Below are 12,965 nucleotides of genomic sequence, written 5' to 3'. Positions count from 1 at the left end.
GGTTTCAGCGAACCCGCGTCCAGGCCCGACGGCTGAGGACGATTCCGATCACGATGGATGCGATGGCCGACCCGGCGATGCCACCAAGCACGAGGGCATGCCACCAGGGGCCGCCGGATCCGACGAGCGCGAAGACACCGAAGAGCACGACACCGACGGCAGGCGGCAGGATCGTGGCGACGAGCTTCTCGCCCCGCGTCCACAACGACGAGGCCCACAGAAGCATGATGCCCGCCACCCATCCGGCGAGTGGCACCACCAGCCCACCGAATTCGAGGAGCACCGTCGTGACGACGACATACCAGCGCTGCTCGGATGCCCGGGGCGGGGTGGGGCGCTTAGTCGTCCGGGTCGCGCCAGGTGCTGGCGACGACGCGGGGCCTTCGGCGCCGGCGCGGGCCTCGGCGGCGATGAACGCGGGGTCGCCGAGGGACTCGATGCGGGCGGCCGCGGCCGCGGCATCCAGCCCCTCCAACTCCTCCGCTATGCCGGCCACGATGCCCTGCCGCACCTCCTCGGTCACGTCGGCCAACTTGCGGTCGAGCTCGGCGAGGTAGCCGCTGACAACCTGCGGGGTATCGGTTTCTTTCATGGGGTGTCCTCTCCGACGAGTTCCTGAACGGTGCGGGCGAACGGCCCCCACTGCTCGCGGAAGGCCGCGAGCTGGAGGTGTCCGGTTTCGGTGACGCGGTAATAGCGGCGGGAGGGCCCGGCATCCGATTGCCGGTCGAAGCTGCTGACGAGACCCTGGGTGCGGAGTCGGCTGAGGATCGGGTAGAGCGTGCCGATGCTGGCGATGAGTCCGCGGGAGACGAGCGCCTCCGAGAGTTGCCACCCATAGGTGGGCTGGGCGGAGAGCAGCCCGAGGATGCAGTACTCGACCACTCCCTTGCGGAGTTGCGCGCCCACATCCACTGTCATGCATCACACGCTAGCTTGTCTCGCACGTTAGTGCAATCCGCGACCGCGGGGGTTTTCGGCGCGCCATCCGCTCAGGAGAGGTATACCGCGGCCAGGGCGAGACCGAGGATGGCGATCCACGACACGAGGCCGGCCGCGACCGCCCGCACGCCCGAACGCGCGAGCTGCTCGACGCGCAGCGAGGCTCCGATACCGAACAGTGCGGTGGCGAGAAATGCGGACTGCACGATGTTCGCGACGGCGAGCAGGGCATCCGGAAGCGGCACGAACGACCGCAGAAGCACGGCAGCGATGAATCCCACGATGAAGAGGGGCACGATCGGGGGCCGCGGCGCATCCGAGGCGGAATCCCGCTTTCGGGTCTGGACGGAGGCGATCGCCACCATCGGAGCGAGCATCAGTACCCGGGTGAGTTTGACGACCACGGCGACGGCGAGGGCCGCCGCTCCCGCAGTCTGGGCCGTGGCTACGACCTGTCCGACGTCGTGGACACTCGCCCCGACCCAGTGCCCGAATTGGCCGGGATCGAGGTGCAGCATCGCGGCGAGGGCGGGGAGCACGACGATCGCGAGCGTGCCGTAGAGGGTCACGAGGGTGATCGGCGTGCCGGTGTCCTTCTCGGGGGAACGACGCGCGGCAGCCATCGCTCCGACAGCAGAGACTCCGCAGATTGAGAACCCGGCAGCCATCAGCACGGCCTGGTCGCCCTCCAGGCGGAACAGCCGGCCGACCAGCCAGGTGATCGTGAAACTGGCCGCGACGAGCGCGACAATGGCGAGGATGGCGACCCAGCCCAGGCGTGCAATGTCGAGGAGGCTGAGCCCCAGGCCGAGAACGACGATGCCGAGTCGCAGGATGCGGTGACCCGCGAGCGCGAGACCCGGCGCGAGCGATCCGCCGAGGCCGCGACGGAACGGCGGGATCGACCCGACGATCACCCCGAGGATGAGCGCGGCCGTCAGCCACGGAAGGCCGGGCAGAAGCAGGTGCAGCCCGAATCCCGCGGCCGCGCCGACGGCAGCGAGGGCGAGCCCGGGGAGCCAGCGGAGGCGGGTCATGAGAGGCAGGTCTCGACGCGGGTCTCGACACGGTCGCGGAGCGACCTACTCGACCAGCGGGACGGCACGACACGGTCGCGGAGCGACCTACTCGACCAGCGGGACGGCACGACACGGGTCTCGACACGGTCGCGGAGCGACCTACTCGACCAGCAGAGTTTGCCGGTCGAGTAGGCAGCGACGAAGGAGCCGCCGTGTCGAGACCATTGGACGGGCAGCATCGGGGGCTCGCGCGGATCCAGTGGAGCGCACCCCGCGCCTCGGGTCGCGTGAGGCGGCACAATTCGTCGGGGATTCGCGCGACCATCCCATCGAGTCGGGAGTAGATGCGACTCTGCCCCGGTCGGAGTCGCATCGTCTCCCGAGTCGACTGCGACATCATCCGGATGCCCGATGGAGTCGGGAGAAAGTGCGGGCTCGGAATGCATTGAGGCCGCTTTTGATCCCGAGTCGAATTCTGGAACGGGCACGACACGGGTCTCGACACGGTCGCCGAGCGACCTACTCGACCAGCGGGACGGCACGACACGGGTCTCGACACGGTCGCGGAGCGACCTACTCGACCAGCGGGACGGCACGACACGGGTCTCGACACGGTCGCGGAGCGACCTACTCGACCAGCGGGACGGCACGACGCGGGTCTCGACACGGTCGCGGAGCGACCTCCTCGACCAGCGGGACTCGCGGAGCGACCTACTCGACCAGCGGGCGCGGAGAGTCACACTCGGTTCTTCGCGGGATTGCTGAGCGTGCCGATCCCCTCGATCGTGATGTCGACGGTCTGGCCGTCGAGGAATCCGCCGAGGCCGGCCGGCGTGCCCGTCATGATGACGTCGCCGGGGAGGAGGGTCCAGACATCCGACACGTATTCGATGATCTCCGGGATCTTGTGCAGCATGTCGCGGGTGTTGCCGTGGCGGCGGGGCTCTCCGTCGACGAAGGTCTGGATCTCCAGGTTCGACCAGTCCAGCTCGGTCTCGATCACGGGACCGAGCGGCGCGAAGGTGTCATAGCCCTTGGCGCGTGCCCACTGCCCATCCGCGAACATCTGGTCACGTGCCGAGATGTCGTTGCCGATCGTGTAGCCGAAGATCACGTCGGCGTAGTCGGCCGCCTTCACCCGCTTGGCGATCTTGCCGATCACGATCACGAGCTCGCCCTCGTGCACGATGCGTCCCTCGACAGGTGGCATCTGGATCGTGTCGCCGGGACCGACCACGGCCGTGTTCGGCTTGAGGAAGATGAGGGGGGCCTCGGGGCTCGCCGCATCGTTCTTGAGCTCGTCGCGATGGGCGGCGTAGTTGAGTCCGATGCAGACCACCTTCGAGCGCGGGATCACCGGCGCGAGCAGCTTCACCTCCGCGGCGGCGACACGCTCCCCCGTGGTGCCGAATCCGCTGAACATGGGGTCGCCGGAGAGCACGACATAGTCGTCCCCGTCGAGGATTCCGTAGCGGGGATCACCGCCATCGACCGAGAAGCGCGCGATCTTCACAGTGCTGTCGACACTTCGCTGTCGAGCCGCATCATCCAGCCGTGCCGGTCTTCGACAGTGCCGTACTGGATGCCGGTGAGTTCCTCGCGAAGCGACAGCGCCAGCGCGGTGCTCTCGTGCACGATATCGAAGCCGTCGGCCTTGAGGAGTCCGATCGGCGCGACCACCGCGGCCGTGCCGCAGGCGAAGGCTTCGACGATGTCGCCGGATGCCGCCCCCTCGCGCCACTCGTCGATGGTCACGCGCCGGCGCTCCACGCTGTGCCCGCGGTCCTGAGCGAGCTGCAGGATCGAGTCGCGGGTGATCCCCTCGAGGATGCTGTCGGAGGACGGCGTGAGGAGCGTGCCATCCTTCTTGACCAGCACGATGTTCATGCCGCCGAGTTCTTCGAGGTATTTCTCCTCCTCGGAGTCGAGGAACAGCACCTGGTCGCAGCCGTGCTCGTAGGCCTCGGCCTGTGCAATGAGCGAGGATGCGTAGTTGCCGCCGGTCTTCGCGGCGCCGGTGCCGCCCTTGCCCGCGCGGGAATAGGTGGTCGACAGCCAGATCGAGACGGGCGCGAGTCCGCCCGTGAAATAGGCCCCGGCCGGGCTCGCGATGAGGTAATAGTTGACCTTCTCCGCCGGGCGGACACCGAGGAAGGCCTCCTTGGCGAACATGAAGGGGCGAAGGTAGAGACTCGTGTCGGGCGCGGTCGGCACCCAGTCGCCGTCTGCCGCGATCAGCTCCCGCAGCGAGTCGAGGAAGTACTCGGTGGGCAACTCGGGAAGCGCGAGGCGCCGGGCCGACCGCTGCATCCGGGCCGCGTTGGCCTCCGGACGGAAGCTCCAGATCGAGCCGTCCGCGTGACGGTAGGCCTTCAGCCCCTCGAAGATCTCCTGCCCGTAGTGCAGCACGGCCGCCGCCGGGTCGAGTTCGATCGGACCGTAGGGCTGCACTCGCGGGCGGTGCCATCCTCCGCGGGCCGACCAGCAGATGTCGACCATGTGGTCGGTGAAGTGCTTGCCGAACCCCGGGTCGGAGAGGATCTCCGTGCGCTCGAGTTCGGCGAGCGCCTCGGGGTTGAGCCGGCGGGTGAAGTTGAGCGTGGCCGGAGCGAGGAGGTTTTTCATGGGATCCCTATTTCTTGCGGAACTCAATTGTGCGTCAGGAGCGACCGGATGGCGTCGCCGACCTGCGAGGTGGTCCTGGCCTCGGTGCCCCGCGAGGCGAGATCGGTGGTGACGGCCGCGGTGACCTGTGCCGCGGCATCCGTGAGCCCGAGGTGATCGAGCAGCAGGGCGGCCGAGAGGATGGCCGCGGTCGGGTCGGCCTTCTGCTGCCCGGCGATGTCCGGAGCGGAGCCGTGCACCGGTTCGAACATCGACGGAAACGTGCCGTCGGGGTTGATGTTGCCCGACGCGGCGAGTCCGATGCCGCCGCTGATCGCGGCCGCGAGATCGGTGAGGATGTCGCCGAAGAGGTTGTCTGTGACGATCACGTCAAATCTAGCCGGGTCGGTCACCAGGAAGATAGTGGCCGCGTCGACGTGAAGGTAGTCGACGGACACCGACGGGAACTCGAGGGCGACCCGGTCGACGGTGCGCTGCCAGAGGCTGCCCGCGTTGGTGAGCACGTTCGTCTTGTGCACGAGCGTGAGCGAATGACGGGGGCGAGCGGATGCCGCAGCGAAGGCGTACCGCACGAGACGTTCGACGCCGAAGGCCGTGTTCACCGACACCTCGTTCGCGACCTCGTGGGGAGTTCCGATCCGGATCGCCCCGCCGTTGCCGACATACGGGCCCTCGGTGCCCTCCCGCACCACCACGAAGTCGACCTGCCCCGGGTCGGCGAGCGGCGAGTCGATCCCGGGGAAGAGCCGCGTCGGCCGGAGGTTCACGTAGTGGTCGAGCGCGAATCGGAGACGGAGCAGCAACCCGCGTTCGATCAGGCCGCCGGCGAGGCGGGGATCCCGGGGGTCGCCGCCGACCGCACCGAGCAGGATGGCGTCATGGCTCTTGAGCTCCTCAAGGCCGGCGTCGCCAAGGATCTCGCCCGTAGCAAGATAGTGGGTCGCCCCGAAAGGGAAATGGGTTGTGGTGAATTCGACGTCTGCCGGCATCACGGCCTCGAGCACCTTCACCGCCTCACCGACGACCTCCGGGCCGATTCCATCGCCGGGGATGAGCGCGAGTGAGATGCTGCGGGGCATGGGATGACTCCAGGGGATGAGGGCTGGTGGGCGGCGAGCGACGCCTGGTTCGGGCCGGTTCCCAGCGTACCCGCAGGATATTGGCGCGCGGCTTGTCCCCCTTTTAGGGGGCAGACGGCTACCATAGCGAGGGGAGACTAGTGTTGTGCGCCTTCACTGGGTGCACATCACACAACTGACGCAGCACCGAAAGGACTCCTCATGGGTATCGGTACAGGCATTTTCCTCTTCGTGGTCGGCGCGATCATCGCATTCGCCGTGAGTCTCGCGGTTCCCGGAGTGGACCTCCACCTCATCGGCTACATCCTGATGGGGGCCGGCGTCGTTGTTTTCCTGATCTCGCTCGTCATGGTGACGCGCAAGCGCTCGACGGTGTCGACCACCCGCACGGCGGTCGACCCGACGGGCAATGAGAAGATCACCAGCCAGGAGACTCGCGGCGACGTCATCTAGCCTCCCCACACGAACCGACGCGCTCCCCTCCGATTCGGGTTCGGAGGGGAGCTCGTCATCGTTAAGGCTCCCGTCCGTCCTTTGCGCTAGATATCCAGAACGAGTTCTGGGGTGGTCGCCCGCGAGACGCACGGGTACATGATTCCGGCACGATCCTTCTCCTCGTCATCGACGACGGAGTCGAGGTGTTCGGGCAGTCCGCTGACCACCCTCACCTCGCAGGTGCCACACACTCCCTTTCGACACGAGCCGAGAACGGGCAGGCCGTTCTGCTCGAGCGCATCGAGGATGGTCTGACCGGCCGGCACGTCGAAGTCCACTTTGCTCTTGCGGCAGCTCACGAGCACGGCCTGAGGACCACCGATCGCCTCGCGTTCGACGGGCTGGAAGCGCTCGAGGTGCAGGCGCTCCCGCGGCACGGCCGCCGCGATCCGCATCATGAGTGCCTCGGGGCCGCAACAGTAGACATCCGTCTGTACCGTCTGCAAGAACTTCTCAAAATTGAGCGGTGCTGCGTTCTCGTCGGAGGCGTGCACCAGCACACGACCGGGGTAGCGGGCGACAAGTTCGTCCGCGAAAGCCATCGACTTGCGGCTGCGGCCGACGTAGACGAGGTGCCACTCCCTCCGCTGGGGAAGGGATTCGATCATGGCCTTGATCGGTGTGATGCCGATGCCCCCCGCGATGAAGGTGTAGGAGTAGGCGGGCTCCAGCTCGAAATGGTTGAGCGGTCCGGTCACCGGCAGTTCCAGGCCGGGACGCGCATTGGTGTGGATCCAGCTGCTGCCCCCGAGCGACGGTTGGGTCTGCGACACCGCGATGTCGAAGTGCGACCTGTCGGCAGGATCCCCGCACAGCGAGTACTGGCGCTCGAGCCCATTCGGGAGCGCCAGGGTGATGTGCGCCCCCGGGTGCCAGACCGGAAGCAGGTCACCGGTGGTCGGCACGAGCCTGATACCGACGACTTCGTCCGAGACCCGGAATGTCGCGGCCACACGCATGATCGTGCGGTCGAGAACGAGAGGTAGCGCGGCGGACCCTGTTGCGAGACCGACACCCGAACGCACGGTCGTGTCCGACACCGTGGTGTCTGGGACACTTCGCACCGTCGCGCTACCCCGGCTTGTAGTTGCCCTCGTGCCGGCGATCACCCGAACGAGCACCGCGACGACCGAGAGACCGATGATGGAGATCGCCACGATGCGATACCAGAGGGCCGTGACATCCGTGCCGGTGAGGCCCGCATGGAACGACACCAAGACGACGATCAGGTAGCTGGAGTAATGCACTGCCTTCCAGAACCGACGCGGGAGCCACCGCATGAGCAACGAGGAGCCCTGCACGGCGAGGAGCAGGTAGAACGCCAGGATGCCGATCGCGACGGGAAGCGCGCGATAGTCCGAGGAGAAGGGTACAAGGACGTTTGCGACCGAGAAGTGCAGCCAGCCGTCGAGCATGAGGGTCACCATGTGGATGATCACCATCACGATCGCGGTGCCGCCGAGATAGCGATGGAGATCCTGCAACCACGAAGGGTTGTCGACCTTTCGCAGCACCCGGGTGGAAAGCAGGGTGCCCCATACGACGGACAGCGTCATCAGAGCCCAGGCGACGATCGCACTGGCCCTGGTGATGTACCACCACAGGTGGGGAGAGTTCATGCGTAGTCCTGCCAGTTCGGTGAGGTGTGCACGGTTCCGTCTCTATCGATGACGCACCCCGCCGCCCCGACAGAGGGGAGCCAGGAGAGGTAGTCCGGGGTTGGCCTGAGAAAGCCGGGTTTCGTCAGCGTCTCCGCATACCAGCCGTGGGCGGCGATGACCGAGACCGTGTGCGCGTCGCTCACCGCGCTGGTTCCGGTGGTGGCATCCATCAGGTGGTGCCGCTCGTCGGGGCCAGAACCCCAGCGACGCTTCAACTGGCTCGAAGTCGCGATCGCGCCGGTGCCGAGCCGGACGATCGCCGCGTAGTCGCCGTCCGCGTGGGGGTCTTCGAGGCCGATGCGCCATCCCTTGGCGCCGGGCGCGTCCCCGGCGACGACCACGTCGCCGCCGATCTCCGCCATCACACCCCAGGCTCCTTCAGCCAGTGCGAATTCACAGACCAGGTCGGCGGTGAGTCCCTTGCCGATCCCACCGGGGTCGAGTGTGGTGCCCCGGGGAAGGCAGATGGCGTCGCCTTCGATCACCATTCCGCCGATCTCACCGGGAGCGCGGGCCGAGTCGGGCAGGGTGGTCGACCGATCGGGATCCACCCGGGAGCTTACATAGCCCGCGGCGAGGAGTTCCGGGAGCAGGGTGGGGTCGAAGTCTCCACCGGTCCGTGCGAATCCGGCGAGCATTGCGGTCGCCAGCCTCACAGTGAGCGGATCGACATCGACCGGGTCCCCTTCGGCCCAGTTGAGCCTGCTGATGTCGCTGGTCGGGAGGAAGCGGCTCCAGAGCTGTTCGCACCGATGCGCCAGTGCGAAGCAGGAGTCGAGCGCGTGCTCAGATCCACCCACGACGGTGATCGTGCTGTGGCCGCCCATGTGCGGCTCACGTCGCATCTTCGCCACCGGTTCTGTGCCGGTCATTTCGAAGAGTGCTCGAACGGCATCCCCCGAGATCGAACGAGCGCCCACTCGATCAGCCTCCAGAGCCGCCGGTGGACCCGTTGACGGGTGCGGGAGCGGGAGCGGGAGCGGGAGCAGGAGCCGGCGCCGCGGGGGCCGGAGCAGGAGCGGCCGCAACGGGCGCGGGGGCAGGCGCTGCCGGCGCTGCCTTCGCCGCGGCAGGTGCCGCAGCGGCCGGTGCCGGTACTGCCGCGGCTGGAGCCGCCGGGGCCGGCACTGCCGCGGCCGGAACCGGATCGGCCGGATTCGTGGTGCCGGAGGCAGCGGGCACTTGGGCAGGGGTCGTCGCGGACGGAGTCCCACCGGATGCGGGGTTGGTTCCCGTATTCTCCGCGCCCTGGGCCGTCGCCGTCAATTGGAGGCCGGCGACGATGCCGACGAGCGCGACGATCGATGCAGCCCCGGTGAAGGTCCGTGCACGCTGTGCGGGGTGAATGGGGCTAGTCATCGTCGTGCCCCGATCCGCCATCGTGGGAGTCGTCACCCTCTGGTTCGTGGGTGCGGGTCGGGGTCGGTGTCGTCGTCGATGATGGGCGAGTTTCGGACTCGTGGGTTTCGGACTCGTGCGATTCGGCGGGGGGCGTCTGCGTCACCGGGCCGGGAGTCGTCACCGCGTGAGCCGGTTCACCCGGCTCCGCGGTTGCGGCCGAATCGTCGTCGGCCGCCGGCGTCGGCGAGGCTGTGGGCGTGGCGGTGGGGGTCGGTGTCGGGATCAGCACCGAGGTCGCATCCGTGGGATTCGACGATGAGACGAGCGAGAGGGTGCCGGAATTGACCGCCATCGCCGCTCCGGCGGTGCCGAGCACGGCGATGACCGTGAGGATCGTGATTGCGGGAGATTTCATGTCTTCACCCTAGGAACCGATCGCTACAGGTTCGACCCGCGGAAATCCAAGATCTGTCAAAGATCGAACTACTCGACGCCACATTCCCGCCGGTTCTTGCGGTGGGGTCCAGAATTGGGCCATGAGGGTACTGGTGGTCGAGGACGATGCCGCCGTCGCGGGCGGGATCGTCGACGGCCTCACTCTCGCCAACATAGAGTCCCGGCTCGTCGCGACCGGCTCAGACTGTCTCGCCGCGCTCGCCACCTTCGCACCCGACCTGGTGCTGCTCGATCTGGGGCTGCCCGACATGGATGGCACCGATGTGTGCCGCGCCATCCGACGCGATCACCTCACGCCGATCATCGTGGTGAGCGCGCGCAGTGACGAGATCGATCGCGTCGTCGTTCTCGAAATGGGAGCGGATGACTTCCTGGTCAAGCCGTTCGGCATGCGCGAGCTCGTTGCGAGGATGCGTGCGGTGCTTCGGCGCACGAGCGCCGTGGAGGCCGCGACCCCGTCACCCGCATCTCAGACGAAGATCTTCGGCACACTCTCTGTCGACCTGCGCGCCCAGAAGGTGACAGTGGGGAGCGAGGAGGTCTACCTCACCCCCAAGGAATTCGAGCTTCTGGCCTACCTGTCGCAGGATCCGGGGGCGGTCTACCGGCGATCCGAGATTCTGCACACGGTCTGGGACACCAATTGGTACGGCACCACCAAGACGCTGGACACCCACATCGCGTCGATCCGCAAGAAGCTGGGCGATCCGCGCTGGATCGAGTCGGTTCGAGGAGTCGGTTTCCGGTTCGGCGTGCCCGCGTGAAGTGGCGCTTCACCGCGGTCCTCATGATCGTCGCCTTCATCGTCGTGCTCGTACAGGACATCCCCCTGAGCGTGCAGCTGCGGATCGTCGAGCGGGATCGCATCATCACCTCGCTCGAACGGGACGCGTTCGTGCTGGCCGGTCGGAGCGAAGAGTCGCTCGAGTCCGCGACAGACACCGACCATGCCGTCATCATGGAATTGGCGCGACAGTATCGAGCGGCAGGAGGCTCCCGCGTCGTTATCGTCGATTCATCAGGCACGGCCCTCGTCACCAGCGATGATGACAGCGCGTCGGTCGGCAGCTCCTACCGGTCGCGGCCCGAGATCGCGCAGGCCCTGACCGGCCAGATCGCGACGGGCGAGCGGTTCTCGGACACCCTCGACGAACAGCTGCTCTACGTGACGGTACCCGTGCTCAGCGGCGCGAGGATCTTCGGTGCGGTGCGCCTCACCTATCCCGCCCAGGTCGTGACGGATGCGGTGAACCAGCGACTACTCACCCTGTGGCTCGTCGCCCTGACGACGGTGCTCCTCGCCGGCATCGTCGGGCTCGTGCTCTCTACCACGATCACGCGCGCGCTCGAGAAGCTCGAGGAGACGACCGGGCACCTCGCCGAAGGGCGCCTCCATGTGAGGGCGGACGACCGCACCGGCGCACCGGAGCTGCGGTCGCTGTCGCGATCCTTCAATGTGATGGCTGAGAGGTTGGATGCGCTGCTCGAGCAGCAGCGCACATTCGCGTCGAACGCCTCCCACCAGCTGCGGACGCCGCTGACCGCGTTGCGGCTGCGCCTCGAATCCGCGCGCGCCCTGATCGACACCGACCCCGCCGGAGCGGCCGACCGGTTGCAGACCGCAGAGGCCGAAGCGGAACGGCTCGGCGAGATCATCGAGGGCCTGCTTCTGCTGAGTCGAACGGAATCCAGTTCGGCACCCCTCGAAACCGTCGATCTCTCGGCGGTCGCCCGAGCACGGGTGGACCACTGGCTGCCGCTCGCGCAGGAATCGGGTGTCGAACTGGAATTCCGTGGGCCGCTGTCGGCCACGGTCTCCGCCGTTGCGACCGCCGCCGACCAGATCATCGACAACTACCTCGACAATGCCCTGACCCACAGCCCCTCCGGCAGCACAGTGGTGGTACTGACGGAAGCTAGCGGCAGTTTCGTCGTGCTCCACGTGCTCGACCAGGGCTCCGGGATGCCGCCGGAGGAGCGCGCGCTGGCCTTCGAGCGGTTCTGGCGCGGACGACCCGATGGCGCGGGGAACGGGTTGGGCCTCGCTATCGTGGCCCAACTCGCCTCCGCGAGCGGAGCATCCGTGCGGCTGGATGATCGGGCATCCGGAGGACTCGACGCGAGCGTGCGATTCAACGCTCCCGCCTGATCGACGCGCCGGCGAGCCTCTCGGCCACTCGCGCGTAGTAGCGAAGTACGGCCTCGTTCTTCTCCCCGGCCGATGCGGCAGCCAGTGCCTCGAGGGCAGCGGCGGACTCTCCTCGGCGCTCCTCCACATCCGCGAGCGCCGCGAAGACGCGGCGGTCGAACTCGACGCTCGTGCCGGTGAGCCGCCGCAGTGCGACCGCTGCGCGGTCGAGTTGCGTCGGCTCCCGATGACTGCGCGCGATGATGGCCCCGAGGGTGACGACCGGCGCAGGCCAGACCCGCGAGAGCCCATGATAGAGCGTGGAGATGGCTCCCCAGTCCGTCTCTTCCCAGGTCGCCGCAGAGCTGTGCAGGCCGGCGATACCCGCCTGCAGCGCGAATCTGCCCCCTCCGGGAAGCGCCCGCGCCGCGAGGTCCAGCCCCCGCCGCGATGCGATCCGCCGCGCGGGTGAATGCCTCCTGGGCACTCTCCTCGGCGAGATCTACGCTGCCGTAAGCGCGGAGAATGGCCCCCACGACGCGGGGCCATTCCTCGGCGAATGCCGACTCGAGCTCGGAACTCATGCGTTCATTCTGCTCTGGCGGTCATTCTGATCCGGCGGTCATTCTGATCCGGCGTTCATTCCGCTCTGGCGCCCGGTGCGCGGTCGCAGATTACATCCCGGACAAGTCCCAGATGGGATGAAGCTCGAGCCGGTCCTCGGTCGGGCAGAGAGCCGCGAGTTCCTTCGCCTGATCCAGGGACTCGGTCTCGATCAGGTAGTAACCGCTGACGACCTCGGTGGTCTCGGCGAACGGCCCGTTGGTGAAGACCGCCGGCTGTCCGTTCCGTGCCGGCACGATCCCGATCGACGAGGCCGGACCTTGGAGGGCCTCGCCGCCGAGGATCTTCGCGCCGGCAGCGGCGACGGCGGCCGAGAAGGCGCCGTGTGCGCGGGTGGCTTCTTCCATCCCGCCCTCGGGGATGTCGTTCGGGTCCCACGCGGGTTCGACGATGAAGATGAGGTATTTGTCAGACATGATCACTCCTTGGCTAACGGACCCGCTCCGATGCGGCTGGCCCTTCTCCCCTACGACGAAGAGAGCCGGGCGGAATCGACACCGTGGAGAAACTTTTCCTGTTCGGAGGCTACCGGGGTTGGCGCCGGTGCTGTGTGCGCGGCGTCGGGCGGTGTGTCTTAGGCGGTGCGTCTTAGGCG

The 12,965-nt window shown here is 67.5% G+C and carries 15 protein-coding genes; 4 read left to right on the top strand and 11 right to left on the bottom strand.

The features are described 5' to 3' along the window. Positions 1–4: 4 nt before the first annotated feature. The 6 genes from ACVXZ4_RS04755 to ACVXZ4_RS04730 form a co-directional block, all read right to left on the bottom strand. Positions 5–592 (bottom strand): HAAS signaling domain-containing protein, encoded by a 588-nt coding sequence (locus tag ACVXZ4_RS04755; RefSeq protein WP_461797089.1) that lies wholly within the window; start codon positions 590–592, stop codon positions 5–7. After that, positions 589–921 (bottom strand): PadR family transcriptional regulator, encoded by a 333-nt coding sequence (locus ACVXZ4_RS04750; protein ID WP_461797088.1) that lies wholly within the window; start codon positions 919–921, stop codon positions 589–591. Before ACVXZ4_RS04750 ends, ACVXZ4_RS04755 begins: the two co-directional genes overlap by 4 nt. A gap of 71 nt (positions 922–992) precedes the next feature. After that, positions 993–1,979, bottom strand: a complete 987-nt coding sequence (locus ACVXZ4_RS04745) for a YeiH family protein (protein WP_461797087.1) — start codon at positions 1,977–1,979, stop codon at positions 993–995. A gap of 718 nt (positions 1,980–2,697) precedes the next feature. Further along, on the bottom strand, positions 2,698–3,474 hold the full coding sequence (locus ACVXZ4_RS04740; RefSeq protein WP_461797086.1) for a fumarylacetoacetate hydrolase family protein: 777 nt from the start codon (positions 3,472–3,474) through the stop codon (positions 2,698–2,700). After that, positions 3,471–4,586: a branched-chain amino acid aminotransferase gene (locus tag ACVXZ4_RS04735; RefSeq protein WP_461797085.1), complete on the bottom strand. Its 1,116-nt coding sequence runs from the start codon at positions 4,584–4,586 to the stop codon at positions 3,471–3,473. Before ACVXZ4_RS04735 ends, ACVXZ4_RS04740 begins: the two co-directional genes overlap by 4 nt. Positions 4,587–4,609: 23 nt before the next feature. Further along, positions 4,610–5,665, bottom strand: coding sequence for a 3-isopropylmalate dehydrogenase (locus tag ACVXZ4_RS04730; protein ID WP_461797084.1), 1,056 nt, complete (start codon positions 5,663–5,665; stop codon positions 4,610–4,612). Positions 5,666–5,866: 201 nt separating this feature from the next. On the opposite strand from ACVXZ4_RS04730, the gene ACVXZ4_RS04725 reads away from it, so the two are divergent. After that, entirely contained in the window at positions 5,867–6,118 is a 252-nt protein-coding gene (locus ACVXZ4_RS04725; RefSeq protein WP_461797083.1) for a DUF6458 family protein, read from the top strand. Positions 6,119–6,204: 86 nt separating this feature from the next. Here ACVXZ4_RS04725 and ACVXZ4_RS04720 read toward each other — a convergent pair whose 3' ends face one another. Together ACVXZ4_RS04720 and ACVXZ4_RS04715 are read right to left on the bottom strand one after the other, a co-directional pair. Beyond that, positions 6,205–7,779, bottom strand: coding sequence for a 2Fe-2S iron-sulfur cluster-binding protein (locus ACVXZ4_RS04720; protein WP_461797082.1), 1,575 nt, complete (start codon positions 7,777–7,779; stop codon positions 6,205–6,207). Further along, the gene (locus tag ACVXZ4_RS04715) at positions 7,776–8,693 is read right to left on the bottom strand and encodes an FAD:protein FMN transferase (protein ID WP_461797081.1); all 918 of its coding nucleotides are present in this window, start codon (positions 8,691–8,693) and stop codon (positions 7,776–7,778) included. The genes ACVXZ4_RS04720 and ACVXZ4_RS04715 overlap by 4 nt, the downstream gene beginning before the upstream one ends. 71 nt (positions 8,694–8,764) lie before the next feature. Between ACVXZ4_RS04715 and ACVXZ4_RS04710 the strand changes: the two genes are divergently transcribed. Next, a complete protein-coding gene (locus tag ACVXZ4_RS04710) occupies positions 8,765–9,166 on the top strand; it encodes a hypothetical protein (RefSeq protein ID WP_461797080.1) in 402 nt (133 codons plus the stop codon). A 6-nt stretch (positions 9,167–9,172) separates the two neighbouring features. Here ACVXZ4_RS04710 and ACVXZ4_RS04705 read toward each other — a convergent pair whose 3' ends face one another. Continuing rightward, on the bottom strand, positions 9,173–9,577 hold the full coding sequence (locus tag ACVXZ4_RS04705; RefSeq protein WP_461797079.1) for a hypothetical protein: 405 nt from the start codon (positions 9,575–9,577) through the stop codon (positions 9,173–9,175). A gap of 121 nt (positions 9,578–9,698) precedes the next feature. Here ACVXZ4_RS04705 and ACVXZ4_RS04700 point away from each other — a divergent pair, with 121 nt between their 5' ends. Then, positions 9,699–10,382: a response regulator transcription factor gene (locus ACVXZ4_RS04700; protein WP_461797078.1), complete on the top strand. Its 684-nt coding sequence runs from the start codon at positions 9,699–9,701 to the stop codon at positions 10,380–10,382. Further along, positions 10,379–11,767, top strand: coding sequence for a sensor histidine kinase (locus ACVXZ4_RS04695; RefSeq protein ID WP_461797077.1), 1,389 nt, complete (start codon positions 10,379–10,381; stop codon positions 11,765–11,767). Before ACVXZ4_RS04700 ends, ACVXZ4_RS04695 begins: the two co-directional genes overlap by 4 nt. Here the strand turns inward: ACVXZ4_RS04695 and ACVXZ4_RS04690 are convergent. Then, positions 11,751–12,233, bottom strand: a complete 483-nt coding sequence (locus tag ACVXZ4_RS04690; protein ID WP_461797076.1) for a hypothetical protein — start codon at positions 12,231–12,233, stop codon at positions 11,751–11,753. The two genes, ACVXZ4_RS04695 and ACVXZ4_RS04690, sit on opposite strands and share 17 nt — an antisense overlap. A gap of 187 nt (positions 12,234–12,420) precedes the next feature. After that, on the bottom strand, positions 12,421–12,786 hold the full coding sequence (locus ACVXZ4_RS04685; protein ID WP_461797075.1) for a YciI family protein: 366 nt from the start codon (positions 12,784–12,786) through the stop codon (positions 12,421–12,423). Between the last annotated feature and the right edge of the window lie 179 nt (positions 12,787–12,965).

This window comes from Lacisediminihabitans sp. FW035 (genome assembly GCF_054880895.1).
The sequence above is the reverse complement of the archived record's forward strand: the minus strand, read 5'-3'. Positions and strand labels throughout refer to the sequence as shown.